This window comes from Streptomyces sp. NPDC051320, assembly GCF_040682175.1.
In the GTDB taxonomy this organism is placed as follows: Bacteria; Actinomycetota; Actinomycetes; order Streptomycetales; family Streptomycetaceae; genus Streptomyces.
Window position 1 is genome coordinate 287838 of sequence record NZ_JBFBAL010000006.1, and the last position, 16679, is coordinate 304516.

Below are 16679 nucleotides of genomic sequence, written 5' to 3' on the forward strand. Positions count from 1 at the left end.
CATGAAAGGTTTCAAACCCGATGGCACGGAAGCTAGGGCCGCCGGTTGCCACACGTCAATGGGTAGACCAGCAGAAAATGAGACGCCTTGCAGATCCCCTGATCGGCTACGGAACAATCCGCCGCCGTAGCACGGTTATGAATCGATTCATGCAGGGGTTCTCCGGTGCGCGGCACGGATCGCGGCGCTGCTCGGGCAGCGCCGGGGCGCGCTGGATTAGATTGGGTGGCATGAGCAATCTCGAGCGCCCGGCGACGCTCTCCGTCTGCGGTGGCCGTGGGTTCGTCGCGGCCGAACCGGTACGTGAACTTCTCAGTCCCCGACAGGTCAAGCTCGGCGAATCGACCGAGGTACGCAGGCTGCTCCCCAATCTCGGCCGGCGCATGGTCGGCGCATGGGCGTTCGTCGATCACTACGGCCCCGACGACATCGCGGACGAGCCGGGAATGCAGGTACCGCCCCACCCGCACACGGGCCTGCAGACGGTGAGCTGGCTGCACGACGGAGAGGTGCTGCACCGGGACAGTCTGGGCAGCCTGCAGACGGTGCGCCCGCGCGAGCTGGGTCTGATGACCTCGGGCCGGGCCATCAGCCACTCCGAGGAGAGTCCCCGTCCGCACCCCCGTCTGCTGCACGGCGCACAGCTGTGGGTCGCGCTCCCCGACCAGCACCGCAACGTCGAGCCGCGTTTCGAGCACCACAGCGCACTGCCCACCGTCATCGCCCCGGGCCTCACGGCAACCGTGATCCTCGGCGAGCTCGACGGGTCCCGTTCCCCCGGCACGACGTACAGCCCGCTCGTCGGCGCCGATCTGTCCCTCTCCGCCGGAGCGGCAACCGCCCTGCCGCTCGAACCCGACTTCGAGTACGCGGTCCTCGCGATGTCCGGCGAGGCGTCCGCCGACGGTGTGCCGCTGGAACCCGGCTCGATGCTCTACCTCGGCTGCGGCCGCACGGAACTGCCGTTGCGCGCCAGGTCGGACGCCGGGCTGATGCTGCTGGGCGGCGAGCCGTTCGAGGAGGAGATCGTCATGTGGTGGAACTTCGTCGGCCGCTCCCACGAAGAGATCGCACGGGCTCGTTCGGACTGGATGTCCGGGACTCGCTTCGGCGAGGTGCATGGCTACGACGGCGGTCGGCTGCCTGCCCCGGAGCTCCCGCCCGTACCACTGAAACCACGCGGACGGGTGCGCTGAGCCGCACCGCAACCCCCGTGGCGGCCCGTCGGCCCGCCCGGCTGCCAGACCGCCGCCGCGGGGTCCGGCGGACCCCGCCGGTCCGCCGGTCCGCCGGCGATCACCTTCCCCGTTCCTAGGGGACGCCATCGCCTCGATCGCCCTCGTCACATGTTGATCATGTGTCCGGCGAGGCCGTGCACGGCCTCCTTCACAGCCTCACCCAGGGTCGGATGGGCGTGGACATTGCGGGCGACCTCGTGGACGGTGAGGTCCCATTGCTGGGCCAGGGTCAGCTCGGGCAGCAGTTCGGTGACGTCCGGGCCGATCAGGTGACCGCCGATCAGCTCGCCGTACCTGCCGTCGCTGATCAGCTTCACGAAGCCACTCGCATCACCCAGGCCGTGCGCCTTGCCGTTCGCGGTGAATGGGAACTTCGCCACCTGGACGTCGAAGCCCTTCTCCCTCGCCTGCGCCTCCGTATAGCCGAAACTGGCGATCTGCGGCTGGCAGAAGGTGGCTCGCGGAATCATCGCGTAGTCCAGCTCCATGGTCTCCGCATCCGCGATCGTCTCCGCGGCGACCACGCCCATCGCCTCTGCCGCGTGCGCGAGCATCAGCTTCGCGGTGACGTCACCAATGGCGTAGATGTGCGGCACGGAGGTGCGGCAGCGACCGTCCACCTCGATCGCACCGCGCTCGGTGACCCGCACACCGGTCTTCTCCAGACCGTAGCCGGTGACGTTCGGGGCGAAGCCGATCGCCTGGAGCACCTTCTCGGCCTCCAGGACCTGCTGGGAGCCGTCCTTGCCGGTGACCGTCACACGGACCTGCGGACCCGATTCGTCGATCGACTCGACCCGGGTCGAGGTGAGGACGTCGATACCCAACTTCCGGTACTGCTTGGCGAGTTCGGCGGACACCTCGGCGTCCTCCAGAGGCGCTGCACGGTCCAGGAACTCGACGATCGTCACCTTCACGCCGTAGTTGTGCAGGACATACGCGAACTCGACACCGATCGCACCGGCACCAGCGATCACGATGGACTGCGGGAGCTCATCCGCGAGGATCTGCTCCTCGAACGTCACCACGCGCGAGGTCCGGCGGGTGCCGGGCAGTAGCTTCGGCGTCGCGCCGGTGGCGACGATGCAGTGATCGAAGCCGATCGTGCGGGTGTTGCCGTCGTAGTCGGCCACCTCGAGCGTGTGCGGGTCGCGGAACGTGCCGCGCCCGCTGATCTCCGTGATCTTGTTCTTCTTCATCAGGAAGTGGACGCCTTTGACCCGGCCGTCCGCCACCTTACGGCTGCGGCGGTGCGCTTCGCCGTAGTCGAAGGAGACCTGCCCCTCCACCTTGATGCCGAAGGTCTTCGCCTCGCGCGTGAAGATGTGCGCCAGCTCGGCATTACGCAGCAGGGCCTTGCTGGGGATGCAGCCCACGTTCAGACAGACGCCGCCCCAGTACTTCTCCTCGACAACCGCGACCCGCTTGCCCAACTGAGCCGCGCGAACGGCGGCGACATAGCCGCCCGGACCTGCTCCGAGTACGACGACGTCGAAGTGCTCGCCCTGCTCGTCCATGAACGTTCCCTTTCGCTGGGCGGCCCCCCTCCTGAGAGGACCCGCTCACTCCCGGTCGCACAGCCCGTTCACCGCTCCACCGGCTGCCACCCGATCTTCCTTTGCCAGCATGCCCCATGAGCCGGGGCAGCCTCGCGTGCTGAGCCGAAACCGCGTCGGTGGCCAGCAGGACATTGCCGTGGAGGGGGCCCTGGGCCTCGCCGGTGCACTGATCGATGCACCGGCGACAGCAAGCCGCTGACCGCTTCGTCACCTTCGGGGTCCGCTCGCGTGCGTTCTGCTCTGCAGGACGAGGAAGGCCAGGTCGTCGGCGCGCTGCCGGGCGGGACGTACCTGCTCCAGCAGGGAGTCGATGAGGAGGTACAGATCCCGGTCGTCGGCGCGTGCGAGACGGCGTGCAAGGTCTGCGATGGAATCGTCGAGATCGATTCCCGGGGTTTCGACGAGACCGTCGGTGTAGAAGGCGAGCAGAAGTCCCGGCGTGAACGGGATCTCGGTGACCGGATAGGTGGCGCCGGGCTCGATGCCCAGCAGTGGCCCAGGTGTGACGTCAAGGGGGAACGTGCGGCGGTCCGGCAGGCGCACGAGTGGCGGCGGGTGTCCGGCGCTGGCGACGCAGACGCGCCGGCGGTCGAAGTCGAGATGGGCGTAGAGGCAGCTGGTGAACAGACCGGGGTCGAGGTCGATGAGGAGGCGGTTGGTCCTGGCGAGGACCTGGTCGGGCGGTGTTCCCAGGGTGGCGTGGGCGTGGACCCCGGTGCGCACCTGGCCCATGAGCGCGGCAGCGGCCGCATTGTGCCCCTGGACGTCTCCGATAACGGCCGCGGCGGCGGTGCCACCGAGTCGGATGAGGTCGTAGAAGTCGCCGCCGATTTCCATGCCGCGGGTGGCGGGCAGGTAACGCGCGGCGACGTGCAGGTCGGGGATGCCGGGAAGGGTGTGCGGCAGAAGTGCCTGCTGAAGACCATGGGCGAGCTGATGCTTGGTGTCGTACAGGCGGGCACGGTCGAGTGCCTGGGCGATGAGCCCGGCGAGCGCGGTCATGACGGCGCGTTCTTCGGCGGAGAACGTGTGCGGGTGCTCGTAGGACAGGACGCAGCAGCCGACCGGCCGTCCCGAGATGTTCAGCGGCAGGAAGGCCCAGGCTTGCTTACCGCTGACCAGCGGAGCGTCCGGGTAGCTCCGCTGCATTTCCTGCGGCTCCGCGAAGAACGAAGGGATACCGCTGGTGAGAGCTTGCCCGGCGGGCGTGAAACCGGTGTCGACGGGGAGGCCGTCGAGGCGCTCGATGGCCCGGGAGGGGTAGCCGCGGTGACCGGTGATCCGTAGCCGGCCGGCCTCCGCGGCGGACAGGACCAGGCCCTGGGCGCCGAAGGCGGGCATGATCTGGTCGGCGATGAGATCCACCACGTCCTGGACGCCGACGACCTCGGTCAAGGCCGCGGCCAGGTGCATCAGTTGGTAGAGCTGCCCCGCGCGGGCCGGCGTGGCGGTGTGCGTGGACAGCCGGGCAGCCGGTCTGGGCGGGGGCTGGGCGCCGGTGGGAATGATCTGGATGCTGATGCCGCTGGCGTCCGGGTAGAGGTGGAAGTCCAGCCACCGGTCCGGTGGCCGGCAAGCAGCGAACGCAACGGGCTCGCGGCTGATGACGGCGGCGCGGTAGCGGTCCTCGTAGGTGGGGTCGTCGAGCCAGGGCAACGACTGCCACGGCAGCGTCCCCAGCAACTGACCGGCCTCGCGGCCCAACAGCCCGGCGCCGCGGGAACTGAGAAAGGTGATGCGCCCCTCGAGGTCGAGCGCACAACAACCGCCGGGCAGGCGCTCGGCGAAGTCGGCGGCGGCCAGCGCGGGCCCGGAGACCGGGCCGCCGGTCTCGACGGGAAGCGCCCGTGGTCGGCCGCCCGGGAACGGGAACATCCCGGCCTCAACGGCTTCCTCAAGCGTCCGAGCCAGCATTCGGCAGCTGGCGGCGACATGACCTTGCTCCCGCCGCGTCATGTTCGGTGGACGGGTGGCCGGCCACAGCAGCAGCAGAGAACCCCACTGCCGGATGCCCGTCACGGGTGCGGCGGCCAGCGCGAACGGGTAGGGCAGTGCCATGGCCGTGCGTGGATAGGACCGCGCCATCTCCTCCTGACTGCCCACCCAGACAAGCCGATTCTCCCGGATCGCCTCGGCCACCGGAGCCGGGCCCCCCACCGGCACTCGGCCCCATGGAGCGGCGAACTCCACCGGCGCCCCGGACAGTACCTCGAGGCGCAGGACGTTCTCGGCCGGGTCGAGCAGAAAGAGCGCACCGATGGAAGCCCCGGTCCGGCGCACCGTTTCGACGAGCGCCGCATCCACCCCGCCGGCATGGGCCGCCGGGTCACTTGCGCTGGTCACGATGCACCTCCAGCGTCTCCGGATGCCGGCCTACCGAGCAGGGTGTACAGGACCGGACCCGGGCCGAGTACCCGATGACGCCGCGATATCCCGGGGAGCACCGGGAGCTTCTCTATGCGCGGCCCGGACGTCGTTCATGTTCATGAATAATAATCAAGCATCCGCATATTGACGCGTCCACGGCAACGCCTTAGCGTCCGGGGAAAGCGCTTCCTACGCACCGGATCCCCGCGAGGTCCGGCCGTCCGGTTCGTTCCAGCTGTCGAACCAATCCCCTCGCTCCCTGAATGGGGGCGAACCCAACCACCTGGAGACAAACGATGCAATTACGACCTGCTTTCGCGTGCGTCAGCCTGCTGGCCGGCACGCTCGTCGCGCTGTCCGGCAATACGGCACAGGCCGCGTCCACCCGCTATGAGGCCGAGAACGCGCAGGCGATCTGTACCGGCACGATCGACTCCAACTGGGCCGGTTACTCCGGGAACGGGTTCTGCAACGGCAACAACGCGGTCGGCGCCTACGCACAGCTGACCGTGAACGCCGCCACGTCGGGCACGGCGACGCTGAAGGTCCGCTACGCCAACGGAACCACCACCGCACGGCCCGCGGCCGTCACCGCGAACGGATCGGCTGCCACCTCCGCGTCGTTCGAAGCCACCGGCGCCTGGAATACCTGGGCGACGCAGACGGTCACGGTGCCGGTGAAGTCGGGCAGCAACACCATCAGGCTCAGCCCCACCACCTCCGCCGGACTGGCCAACATCGACTACCTCGACGTCGAGGTGAGCAGCGCCCCACCGCAGACCGGCACGGCGCTGTACGTGGCGCCGAACGGCAGCGACAGCGCTGCCGGAACGGAGGCGGACCCGACGACGCTCGCGTCGGCGATCGGCCGCGTCACTCCGGGCGGAACGATCTACGTGCGCGGCGGGACCTACCACTACGCGCAGACGGTCACCATCCCGCCGGGCAACAACGGCACATCGAGTGCCCGCACGCAACTGACCGCCTACCCGGGTGAGACCCCGGTGCTGAACTTCTCGGCCATGAGCGAGGACCCGGCGAACCGCGGCCTCGCCGTGAACGGCTCCTACTGGCACGTCGACGGAATCGTCGTCGAACATGCCGGTGACAACGGGATCTTCGTCGGCGGCAGCGACAACATCATCGAGCGCACGGTGACGCGCTTCAACCACGACTCGGGGCTGCAGATCTCGCGCATCGCCTCCTCCACCCCCGACAACCAGTGGCCGTCGAACAACCTCATCCTGAGCTCGGAGTCGCACGACAACGCCGACTCCGACGGCGAGGACGCCGACGGCTTCGCCGCGAAGCTCACGGCCGGCCCCGGAAACGTCTTCCGCTACGACGTGTCCCACAACAACATCGATGACGGCTGGGATCTCTACACCAAGACCGCCACCGGTCCTATCGGGCCGGTGACCATCGAGGACTCGCTCTCCTACGGCAACGGCACCCTCACCGACGGCACCACGAACGCGAGCGGCGACCGCAACGGCTACAAGCTCGGCGGCGACGACATCAAGGTCGACCACGTCGTACGGCGTGACATCGCCTACGACAACGGCCACCACGGATTCACCTACAACAGCAACCCCGGCACGATGTCGATATCGGACAACGTCAGCATCGACAACGCTGAGCGCAACTTCTCCTTCGACAAAGGCACATCGGTGTTCCGGAACAACACATCCTGCCGCAGCAGCGACGGGTCGAACGACAAGACCGTGGGGGACGCCGACAGCTCGAACCAGTTCTGGTCCGGCACGAACGGGTCCCGGTGCTCGTCATACGCCGGCGCGCTGAAGTGGTCCTTCGCCGCAGACGGTCACCTCGTGGTGACCTTCGGCGGCAATGCGGTGACGCCGTAACCCACCACGGTCAACGGTGCCGGTCCCACAGGTATGGCCTCTCCGGGGCACCCGGAGAGGCGGCCCCGGAGAGTTGCTCTCCTGCCTCGGTGGTGGTCCGGCGCGTCACCCGAGCCGGCCGGTCGTGTCTGTGGAGGTGCGGTGAGGGCTGTCGTCGCCCCGGCGGAGCTCGTCGGTATGGCCGGCGATGGTGTCGACGCGGGCCGCGAGATCGGGGTTCCGGGCTTCCAGGTGAGCGCGGCTGTGCAGCAGGGGCGCAAGGAGGCGGGCGGCGTCGTTGTCGGCGAGGGCTTCGGTGAGGGGGCCACGGTCACCGGCGGGGAGATCGGTGAGGGCGATGATCTGGCCGGCGAGCTGGCGCAGGTGTGCCGCGTTGTCGCGGGCCCAACCGGTGACCGTGCGGTCGGCGGCACGGCGGTCGCGGGTGGCTTGTACCCGCTCCTCCCCGGTAGTGCCGGGGGGGCCGGGGCGTACGCGCAAGTAGCGCCGTTCGGCGGCCTGTCGGCTGGCGACGCCGAGGGGGTGGGCCAGGTCTGCCCAGCTGGTACCGGCCGCACGGGCCGCTTCGATCAGTCCCGCCTCCCAGCCGGCGAGTTGCTCGCGCAGTTCGCGCAGCAGGAGCAGGGCGGCCAGCGCCTGCTCGGAGCTGGCCTGCTCGGAGCTGGCCTGCCCGCGCTCCGGGCGTGGCCCGTCCTGCGGGGTGCGGGCGGTCCGAAGGGCCTCGTCGGCGGCGCGCAGTGCCGCCGACGCAGCGAAGAAGGAGGTGGGGTCGCCGACCTGGTCGGAGTGCTCGGATGTGGTCATGGGTCGCCTTCCGTTGATGTCACCCTCCAGATGACGCCAAGCTTGTCATCGTTCCGATGACATGTTACAACAGCGGGGACGAAGCGCATTGGCAGCTACTGCCTGAACCTTTTGGAGGTGTTTCGCGATGTTGATGCGCACCGACCCGTTCCGCGAACTCGATCGGATCGCCCAGCAGCTGACAGGTACGACGGGGACCTGGTCCAGGCCCTCGGCGATGGCCATGGACGCCTACCGCGAGGGCGAGGAGTACGTCATCGCTCTGGACCTTCCGGGCGTCGCCAAGGACGCGATCGACATCGACGTCGAGCGGAACATGCTGACCGTCAAGGCGGAGCGCCGGCCGGAAACCAAGGCCGAAGACGTGCAGATGGAGCTCTCCGAGCGCCCGCTGGGTGTCTTCTCGCGCCAACTGGTCCTGGCCGACACCCTGGACACGGAACGCATCAGGGCCGATTACGACGCCGGGGTCCTCACCCTGCGGATCCCGATCGCCGAGCGCGCCAAGCCCCGGAAGATCGCCATCGGCGGAGAGTCCGTGCACCCACAGATCAGCAGCTGAACAACCCCGCAGCAGCGGAGGGCGGGAAGTGATCTCCCTCTGGCCCGCCCTCCCCTGCGCACCGGCGCCAGGAGGCAGCGGTGACCCTACGATGGGAAGCGTTCCTCGACCAGGTTCAGGAACGCGGACAATACGGCACCCATGAGGAAGCCGAACGGGCGGCGCGTACCGTGCTGGCCCTGCTGGGCGCCCACCTGGTGGGCGACATCAGGGCCGAGCTGGCCGCCCGGCTACCGGACACCTTCGCCCTGATCCTGCTCAACCCGCTCCAGTCCGCCGAGCCCCTTTCACCGGAACGGTTCGTGCGGGCCACTGCGGCGTGGATCGAGGGAGCCACCGAACAGACCGCGACCTGGGACGTCAGCGCCGTACTGAGCGTGACCGCTGATGTGGCGGGTCAAAAACTCACCCGTCGTGCCCTGCTCCAGCTCCCCCCGGGCTACGACCTTCTCTTCGGCCGACCCGACCCCACCTGAACCCACCAGCGCCCCACCAACCTTGGAAGTCAGTAGCGAAGGCGGCAACTGCCCGAGTCCGCAGAACCGCCGACGACCCTCGGAACGAGAAAGGCACACCGCACCGATGTCTCCCCTCCCGCTACCCGAGCAGACCTCGTCCGCGCCGGACATGACGTTCGACCGGATGCTGGAAACAGTCCGCTACGACGGCGTGTATCCCACGCGCGAACGTGCAGAGGAGGTCACCCGCGCCGTGCTGGCCGCACTGGGCCGTCAGCTCACCGGCGACGAACGCGTCGCCCTCGCCGCTCGTCTTCCTTCCGAGGCCGCCCGCATCTTCGCCGGACAGGTACCCGACACCGAACCGCTCACCGGCTGGGGCATGGTCAAGGACCTCGCCACCCGCACCGGTGGCACCCCCGCCACGGCACGCTGGGACACCGGAACCGTGCTGGCCGTCGTCGCCCGCCTCGCCGGCCCGGACCTCCTCGACCGGATCCTCGCCCAGCTCCCCTCCGGCTACGCGCTCCTGTTCGGCCGCGCCGAACTCGTACAGGCCGCATAGCCGACGCCGAAGGCGCTCCGGCGGGTAGAGACGTCACATGCAGACATTTCTTCCCTTTCCCGACTTCACCCGATCAGCAACCGCGCTCGACCCCCGGCGGCTGGGCAAGCAGCGGGTCGAGGCGCTGCAGGTGTTCCGCGGGCTGACCGTGCCCGGCTACGGTTGGCGCAGGCATCCGGCGGTCCGCATGTGGGCCGGGTACGAGGAGGCGCTGGTCCTTTACGGGCTGGACGTGTGCCGGGTGTGGACGGCCCTGGGGAACGCCGACACCTGCGCTGTCACGTTGGTGAACGACTTCCGGAGCTGGCTGCCGGACGCAACGGTGCGGACCCAGCTCCGGCTCGGCGTGGACGGTGACCTCCCGCCGTGGCTCGGCGCCCGGGAGTTCCACCGCAGCCACCAGTCGGCCCTGCTGCGCAAGGATCCGGACTACTACCGGGGCCGGTTCCCCGGGGTGCCGGACGACCTGCCGTACGTATGGCCGGCGTCGGACCGTGCTGCGGAACCGCGGCCGGGCGCGGAATAGCCGCCGGCCTGGCGCGGAGCACCCACCGCGCTCCTCAGCGGCTCGGGACCACGCGTTTGTGAGGTCCCGGGCCGGGCACTCGCAGGTCCCTCACAGAAGAGGAAGACCGTTTCTGTGCGCGAGAGGAGAAAGCGATGAGTGAATCCACTCCGTCACAGGCCGAGGGCGAGCGCGACGACGAAGAGGAGGAACCGGAGAGCACCGCGGGGCCGTCCGAGGTTCCCCGCACAACGCCATCCCAGGCCGAGGGCGAGGACCCGGACCGCGAGTGAGTCTGCGCCCGGCCGAGCACGTCGGTCAGTACAGCGTCGGCCACTTGCCGCGCGGCCAGGCGAGCACGGCGTAGATCTGCGCGACTGCCGCCTGCTGGATGGCCTGAGTGGTGCCGCCGGCGTCGAACCGCACGAGGCCGGTCCCGGGGTCGCGCAGCTTCGCCCACACCTGGTCCGCGTAGTCGGCCATCGCCTTCAGGTACTTGTTTCCGCCGGTCGCCGATTCGAGCAGCAGGAGGTTCTTGAAGAAGATCGAGTTGAAGTAGGGCGGCTGCGTGAGCAGACGTCCTTCGGTGACGTAGTGGGTGTAGGCGGCCTCGGCGACCCGCTCGGCCCGGCGCAGGTACGCGCGGTCGTGGGTTACCTCGTAGAACAGGACGTTGACACCGATCGGCACCCCCTGGTTGTAGGACCACACGGTCTTGTCGATGGAGCCCTTCAGGTCGAGGTTGTCCCAGTACAGTCCGTCGGGGCTCTGCAGGTAGGTGTTGGTCCAGTCGTAGAACCGTTCGGCCGAGTCCAGATAGCTGCGTCGGCCGGTGATCTGATAGAGCCGGAGCCCGAGTTCGGCGGCCGGCATGTTGGACACGGTGTTGCGGGCCTGGCTCCATCCGGCCTGGGTCCAGAAGACGCCTCCTGGATCTGCGTGGCCGGGGTCGGTGTCCCAGCCCGACTCGACGAGCTCGAAGGTCTGCTCGGCGCGCGACAGCGCGGCAGGGTCGCCGGCCTGCAGGTAGCGCTGGACCTTCTCCAGTCCCACCCACTCGTTGTCGTCGTAGAACATGTCGCCGCCCGAGCCGTACGGGGAGACGGGGTAGGAGGCGTAGCCCGGGAGTCCGGTCGTTCCGCCGGCCGTATTCCAGTAATGCTCCTGGGACTTGGCGACGTCGGCCAGTTGCGTCTCGTAACGCCGGTCCACCACCGAGATGTCGAGCGCGGCGATGTGAAACTGGGAGTGCGGCCATTCGTACGAGTACGGGTTGTCGTCGGCGGCTGCAGGGTACTGCTCGCGGAAAAGCCCGGAACCGTCGGTCGTGCCGAGGTACTTCTGCAGAGCGGCGTATGCGGCGGTGGCCCGTGCCGTCGCTTCCGCTCTGTCCACCGGGGCCGGCCGGCTCGGGTCCGGCGTGGCTGCGGAGACCGTCCCCGCAGCCAACACCGCGAGCACAACGCCGGTCAGAACGGTCCGGGAACGACGCGCGTGCATGGAATACCTCCGTTGGTTGTCGATGGCTTCCGCGAGCAGCAGCCGCACGCCGCCCCGGGCCCGCGGCCTATCCCTCGGCCACAACGGCGTGGTACGCGCGCCGGGGCACCGCCGCGACCAGGGCGCCCAGTGCACTGGCCTGGGTACGCCAGTCATGGGCGTTGGGATGACCGGCGGGGTCCGCACCGGCCCAGCGCTGCCCCAAACGGTTCCGGGAGTCCCGGTCCCGGGTCCAGATGCTGTTCGCCTGCTGGACGGTGAAAGCGCGGTAGGTGCCATCGCCGGTGGTGTCGGCCAGGTCCATCATGGAGCGCATGAAAACGCCCTTGAACTGCTTGGCGTTGTCGTCGCAGGTCCGGTCGAGGGCGTCGCACTGCTCAGTGAGCACGCCCCGCTGTACGAGGTCGGGCGAAGCGAGCGCCGCGTCGGCCAGGCGCCGGGCGGTCGCCAGGGCGGTCCGGTCGCCGGTGGCACGGTAGACCTCCAACGCACCGCCGATCGCGGCGCCCTGGTTGTACGTCCAGACGGTCCCACCGTTGTTGCGGCAGTCGTTGGTCAGTCCGTCGTTGACCAGACCCGAGTTGTTGATGAGTCCGCTGCCGGCCAACCAGGTCCAAGCCGTCTGCGCCCGGCCCGACCAGAGCGTATCGCCCGGTATGCGGTTGTGCAGTGCCGCGGTGAGTCGCACGTACAGGCCGTTGGTGATGGAGTTCTTGTAGGTCCGCTCCCGGTCCCACCAGACCCCGCCGCCGCACGTGCTGGTGTCCCAGTAACCGTGCACGTAGTCGGCTATGGTGACCGCCTCGCTCAGGTATTTCTGCTGGCCGGTCAGGTCGTACGCCTGCAACCACGCCAGGCCCCACCACTCGGAGTCGTCGATGGCGCGGCTGGTGAAGTCCCCATCGATCGGGTCGCTGCTGCGCTCCCCGGCCGGGAAGGCACCACGGTTGACCTCGAAGGTGTGGTCGACGATGGGCAGCCGGCGGGTGTTCCCGGTGCGCTGCATGTAATCCATCATCGTGGTGAGTGCGACAGCCGAGTTCCACCAACTGGACGGCCACCAGGCGGTGTCCTGATCGTATGACTGCATCAGCACATCCGCGGCGGCCTCGGCCCTGCCCTGCGGCGTCATCTGCTTCATGGCCGCGCCGGCCGGGCTCGCTGCTCCCAGCAGCATCGCCAGCAGCCCGGCCAGCAACGTGCAGAGGGTTCTGTTCCGGTAGCTCTTCGTCCGCGTGCCCGTACGCATGCCCGCTCCCTCCCTGTTCGTGACGATCAGTTCGGACCTCTGACAACGTTGTCAGGGCGGACGGCCGACGGTACTCGCGGACCTGATCCGGCGTCAATGGGAAGCGGGAAAGCTCACGGAATAGGGGTCGGGAAGGCGTCGTCGAGGGAGTCGGAGTGGACCGGCGACCAGCGAGAGGCGCATGGGCCCTGCGCGACCTCGCGGAAGTGGCCGGCGGCGACAACCGGATCAAGGCAGCGCGCCGCCGGGTCGACGACCGGCTTCCGCCAACAGCACCCGGGGGACGCGTGCCCCGAACTGGTCCAGCCTGCGCTGTGCGGCCAGCAATGGCTGCGGCCCGGATGCGGGCGCGAACGCGACCGCCGTGTCGTCCGGGGTGACGCCGGGCCAGTAGCTCTCCTTATCCGTCCACCTGCCGACGATCACGCTTGCGACCCCGCACCCCTCGAGCCGGACCCGATACACGCCCTTCTTGCTCCCCCGCGCAAGCGGTCCGTCCGGCAATCCGACTCCCGGCCCCCAGCGCGTCGGGTATCACTTCCGACAGGCCCTCGGCGGCCTCCGCATGTCCGCGCATCCGCAGACGACACTCCCCGGCCGGGGCGCACAGTTGGCGAACATCACACGCCATTACATCGGTCAAATAGGACAATTCGTCCCCATTTTTCGAAGCTCTCGTCACGGAGACCCGTACCGTAGCTGCGACCCAGGAACGGGAATCCGAGCCGCCGCGCACAGTGGGCCGCGCCTGGGCTGCCCGCCGAACGCCCTTGCCGGATGGGGCACCAGAGGCCCCGAGGCCACCGTGGGAACAGGACTCACCCTCATGCACCGATCACTGCTGTCGAGCTGCGCGCTGCGCGGACTGACCGCTGCCGTAGCCGCCGGGACCTTGCTCACGACGGCGGGCCCCGCCGCCGCGAGCGACACCTCTGCCGCAGCCACTGTGGCCGGCGGCTCCAAGGTCGTCTGTGCGTCGAACAAGCCGGGACTGGCGCCCAAGCTCTCGCGGGACATCGCGAATGCCCTCAAGAAGCGCCACGGCACGTCGGCGCTGGCTCTCTACGACCGGCGCACCGGGACCAGCTGCACGCTCAACGCCGGAAAGCACTTCGACTCGGCCAGTGTCGTCAAAGTCACCGTCCTCGGGGCACTGCTGCGGCGGGCCGAGGAGGCGCACCGGAAGCTGACGCCGAAGGAGGGGAAATTGGCCACCGCCATGATCACCAAGTCGGACAACGACTCGACCTCCGCCCTGTGGCGCGAGGTCGAGGTCGCCGGCGTCAAGCACTTCCTGTCTCTGGCGAAGATGCGGCAGACCACCCCGGGGGCGGGCGGGTCTTGGGGGCTCACCCAGATCACCGCAGCCGACCAGGTCACCCTGATGCGGCTGCTGACCACGGAGAACGCAGTCCTCAGCCCGAGCGCCCGCGGCTACGCACTCGGCCTGATGAAACGGGTGGTGCCCGAGCAGAGGTGGGGCGTACCCACCGGAGCACCCACCACCGCGACGGCGCATGTCAAGAACGGGTGGCTGCAGCGCGCCACCGACGGGTGGCGGGTACACAGTGTCGGCGCCTTCACCGGCGGTGGCCACGACTACGGGATGGCGGTTCTCTCCCAGGACAACCACACCATGGGTTACGGCGTCTCCACCATCGAGGGAGCTTCCCGCGTCATCCACCGGGACCTGGACAGCGCGGTCGCGACGACGGACGGCGGCTGAACGCGCCGGCAACACGACGACGGGGTGGCGGCCGGCCGTCGCTCGGGCCGCCGGGCGCGTTCGTCGTCCCGGGGCCATCCTGAGACGCATGACATCTGAGATAGCCGAGAGCCGGACAGTGGCCGAGCAGACCGTGGCCGGGCAGAGAGTGGGGGCCACCGCGGCTTTCCGCTTCGGCAGCTGGGACGACATCGAAAGGCGGCGGCCGGTCGGTCACATCGCGGACCGACGTCGCCTGAGCCCACGAGCGGTGCGGGCGGTGCGGGCGGTGCGCCGCGATCGGGTGGCGCGGGCGGGCGTGTCAACGGCCACGGTTGGGGCATTGCGACAGGCCGCGCATCACCCGGACGGCCGGTGACCGACGTCGTCGGAATCCGAGCCGGTCCTGGGCGCAGCTGCTCGTCCGATCCGCCTTCCGGCCCGCGCGGGTCTCCAGGGACTCGGCTCGGGTTCACGATCGCCGGGATGGCGTATCCGGGCGCGACGCACCGGACGCGCCGGTGAACGACCGTGGGACTGGCCTATCCGTTCGACCGGTCCACCCGAGGCCGTTCAGGGTTGCACCGACAAGGTGAGTGTCCGGCCGGGAGAGACGTTCCGGCCGTACGTGTCGACCACCGCGCCGGGGTTCCGGGTGTCGGCCTACCGGGCCGGCCGGTACGGCGGAGCGCAGGCGGCGCTGGTCCGGAGATCTGGCGGCATTCCCGGCCACGCCCAGGGCAGCCGCGCCTGCTCTCCGGCACCCGAACGGTTCAGGCGGGCTGGACGCATCCGGTCCCTGTTCCACGCCGGCATCCGGCCGGAGTGCACGTATCCGCTCCGGCCGGATGCGGAGAACGGCTATCAGCGGTGTGTCCCGCTGGTAGTCCGCTCGCCCAGCGGCGCCGGCCGGACGGTGCTGATGCTCGCATCGGCGACCTGGCCGGCCCACAACCGGTGGGCGGTCTCGGAGCGGTGCCGGGGTCTTCGCCGCAGGCCTCCGCCGGGAAGACGCAGCCGGCGCCCCGGGACAACGTCAACGGCGCTTACGCCGCCGCGTGAGTGAGGCCGATTCGCCGGCGGGCCGGGTACGGTCGGCTTGTGGAACTCGACACGTTCACCGATGTGCTCAACTACCCGATGTACCTCGTGACGGCCTCAGCAGCGGGGGAACAGGCGGGGTGCCTGGTGGGTTTCGCCTCGCAATGTTCCATTCACCCGGTGCGCTACGTGGTCTGGCTGTCGAAGGCCAATCGCACCTACCGCGTGGCGCGACAGGCCACACACCTCGGTGTACACCTGGTGCGCCGTGAGGACGAAGCACTGGCCGCTCTGTTCGGCGGCGAGACCGGTGACCACGTCGACAAGTTCGACCGTGTCGGGTGGCGGCCACGGGACGGTGATGCACCGGTGCTGGATGATGCCTGGGCGTGGTTCGTCGGACGGGTACTCGATCGTTTCGAGGGAGGCGACCATATGGGTTTTCTCCTGGCGCCGGTAACCGAATCCCCGCGCCCGTCCGGCCGTCCTCCGTTGCTCTCCCTCACCGACGTCGTGCACCTCTCCCCCGGCCACCCGGCCTGACCGGAAGAGCCGTCACCGCGTCCCCGGAAGCGCCGCAGCGAGCATGGCGCCGGCGTTCCGCCGGACCACGAACAGGACGCATCCCGGCAGCACGGCCAGACCCAGCAGCGGATCCTGGTTGACCAGCAGCACGGCAACGGCGAGCAGCCCGAGATTCATGAGCCCGAGCATCCAGCGCCGGGTGACGGTGTAGAGCGCGGCCAGACAGCTCCGCCCGCCGACGCGGACCGAATCGTCAGTGGCCACGTGAACCATGGCCACCACCCCCGAGTTCCCGGCCAGCAGGGCGATGACGACGAGCGCCGGGACAAGGGCGAGGACCGGAGCGGTCTCCCGGAGGAGTACCGCGTCGGCTGCGGCGGTGCCGGCGAGGAGCGCGAACGGCGCCCACATGGCCACGGCCCGCGCGAAGAGGCGCCGGTAGGCGCGGAAGTAGTCCGCTGTGGGCGCGCGTTCGTCGTTCTCCGCCCTCCCGAGGTAGCCGAAGGCGGCCGCGAGCGACGGGCCGATGCCCAGGGAGAGCAGCAGGAAGGCGATCGGGTGCCCCCATGGCTGGTGGGTGGCCTGCAGGGCCACGAGAAGCGGCAGGTTGGCCGCCGCCAGACCGAGGTTGACGACCAGCACGCGATGGACGTGGGACCAGATGAGGTCCCACGAGCCGTACGCGACGTTGAGCCGCGGGCGTCGGCCGGCGTTCGGCATGCCGCTCATCGGG

At 69.3% G+C, this 16679-nt stretch carries 18 protein-coding genes; 11 read left to right on the forward strand and 7 right to left on the reverse strand.

Annotation, left to right across the window (positions count from 1 at the left end; all coding sequences use genetic code 11):
* The first annotated feature begins 230 nt into the window (after positions 1-230).
* Entirely contained in the window at positions 231-1196 is a 966-nt protein-coding gene (locus AB0M87_RS16125) for a pirin family protein (RefSeq protein ID WP_365853176.1), read from the forward strand.
* 146 nt (positions 1197-1342) lie between these two features.
* Here the strand turns inward: AB0M87_RS16125 and lpdA are convergent, their stop codons facing one another.
* Together lpdA and AB0M87_RS16135 are read right to left on the reverse strand one after the other, a co-directional pair.
* Complete coding sequence (gene lpdA / locus AB0M87_RS16130) at positions 1343-2755, reverse strand: dihydrolipoyl dehydrogenase (RefSeq protein WP_365853178.1); 1413 nt, start codon at positions 2753-2755, stop codon at positions 1343-1345.
* A gap of 249 nt (positions 2756-3004) precedes the next feature.
* The gene (locus AB0M87_RS16135; RefSeq protein WP_365853180.1) at positions 3005-5140 is read right to left on the reverse strand and encodes a SpoIIE family protein phosphatase; all 2136 of its coding nucleotides are present in this window, start codon (positions 5138-5140) and stop codon (positions 3005-3007) included.
* A gap of 320 nt (positions 5141-5460) precedes the next feature.
* Here AB0M87_RS16135 and AB0M87_RS16140 point away from each other — a divergent pair, with 320 nt between their 5' ends.
* Positions 5461-7032, forward strand: coding sequence for a carbohydrate-binding protein (locus AB0M87_RS16140; protein WP_365853182.1), 1572 nt, complete (start codon positions 5461-5463; stop codon positions 7030-7032).
* Positions 7033-7137: 105 nt separating this feature from the next.
* Here the strand turns inward: AB0M87_RS16140 and AB0M87_RS16145 are convergent, their stop codons facing one another.
* Positions 7138-7836, reverse strand: a complete 699-nt coding sequence (locus AB0M87_RS16145) for a type III effector protein (protein ID WP_365853184.1) — start codon at positions 7834-7836, stop codon at positions 7138-7140.
* Positions 7837-7963: 127 nt separating this feature from the next.
* On the opposite strand from AB0M87_RS16145, the gene AB0M87_RS16150 reads away from it, so the two are divergent.
* From AB0M87_RS16150 to AB0M87_RS16170, 5 genes are all read left to right on the forward strand, one after another.
* Positions 7964-8398: an Hsp20/alpha crystallin family protein gene (locus AB0M87_RS16150; protein WP_365853186.1), complete on the forward strand. Its 435-nt coding sequence runs from the start codon at positions 7964-7966 to the stop codon at positions 8396-8398.
* 80 nt (positions 8399-8478) lie between these two features.
* A complete protein-coding gene (locus tag AB0M87_RS16155; protein ID WP_365853188.1) occupies positions 8479-8874 on the forward strand; it encodes a DUF2267 domain-containing protein in 396 nt (131 codons plus the stop codon).
* A 106-nt stretch (positions 8875-8980) separates the two neighbouring features.
* Complete coding sequence (locus tag AB0M87_RS16160) at positions 8981-9421, forward strand: DUF2267 domain-containing protein (RefSeq protein ID WP_365853192.1); 441 nt, start codon at positions 8981-8983, stop codon at positions 9419-9421.
* A 37-nt stretch (positions 9422-9458) separates the two neighbouring features.
* Entirely contained in the window at positions 9459-9947 is a 489-nt protein-coding gene (locus AB0M87_RS16165; protein ID WP_365853194.1) for an MSMEG_6728 family protein, read from the forward strand.
* Between the two features lie 134 nt (positions 9948-10081).
* Positions 10082-10219, forward strand: coding sequence for a hypothetical protein (locus tag AB0M87_RS16170; protein WP_365853196.1), 138 nt, complete (start codon positions 10082-10084; stop codon positions 10217-10219).
* A gap of 25 nt (positions 10220-10244) precedes the next feature.
* Here the strand turns inward: AB0M87_RS16170 and AB0M87_RS16175 are convergent, their stop codons facing one another.
* The 3 genes from AB0M87_RS16175 to AB0M87_RS16185 all read right to left on the reverse strand — a co-directional run bounded on the left by AB0M87_RS16175 (position 10245) and on the right by AB0M87_RS16185 (position 13101).
* The gene (locus AB0M87_RS16175) at positions 10245-11426 is read right to left on the reverse strand and encodes a glycoside hydrolase family 76 protein (protein ID WP_365853198.1); all 1182 of its coding nucleotides are present in this window, start codon (positions 11424-11426) and stop codon (positions 10245-10247) included.
* A gap of 67 nt (positions 11427-11493) precedes the next feature.
* On the reverse strand, positions 11494-12675 hold the full coding sequence (locus AB0M87_RS16180; RefSeq protein ID WP_365853200.1) for a glycoside hydrolase family 76 protein: 1182 nt from the start codon (positions 12673-12675) through the stop codon (positions 11494-11496).
* Positions 12676-12903: 228 nt separating this feature from the next.
* Positions 12904-13101, reverse strand: a complete 198-nt coding sequence (locus AB0M87_RS16185; RefSeq protein ID WP_365853202.1) for a hypothetical protein — start codon at positions 13099-13101, stop codon at positions 12904-12906.
* A gap of 400 nt (positions 13102-13501) precedes the next feature.
* Between AB0M87_RS16185 and AB0M87_RS16190 the strand changes: the two genes are divergently transcribed.
* The 4 genes from AB0M87_RS16190 (at position 13502) to AB0M87_RS16205 (ending at position 15964) form a co-directional block, all read left to right on the forward strand.
* Positions 13502-14401 carry a serine hydrolase gene (locus AB0M87_RS16190; protein ID WP_365853204.1) on the forward strand — a complete coding sequence of 300 codons (900 nt, stop codon included), beginning with the start codon at positions 13502-13504 and terminating at the stop codon, positions 14399-14401.
* Between the two features lie 88 nt (positions 14402-14489).
* On the forward strand, positions 14490-14759 hold the full coding sequence (locus AB0M87_RS16195) for a hypothetical protein (RefSeq protein WP_365853206.1): 270 nt from the start codon (positions 14490-14492) through the stop codon (positions 14757-14759).
* Between the two features lie 276 nt (positions 14760-15035).
* Complete coding sequence (locus AB0M87_RS16200; RefSeq protein WP_365853433.1) at positions 15036-15446, forward strand: N,N-dimethylformamidase beta subunit family domain-containing protein; 411 nt, start codon at positions 15036-15038, stop codon at positions 15444-15446.
* A 74-nt stretch (positions 15447-15520) separates the two neighbouring features.
* Positions 15521-15964 carry a flavin reductase family protein gene (locus AB0M87_RS16205; protein ID WP_365853435.1) on the forward strand — a complete coding sequence of 148 codons (444 nt, stop codon included), beginning with the start codon at positions 15521-15523 and terminating at the stop codon, positions 15962-15964.
* A 12-nt stretch (positions 15965-15976) separates the two neighbouring features.
* On the opposite strand, the gene AB0M87_RS16210 is transcribed toward AB0M87_RS16205, so the two are convergent.
* Complete coding sequence (locus AB0M87_RS16210) at positions 15977-16675, reverse strand: hypothetical protein (RefSeq protein ID WP_365853208.1); 699 nt, start codon at positions 16673-16675, stop codon at positions 15977-15979.
* Positions 16676-16679 lie beyond the last annotated feature (4 nt).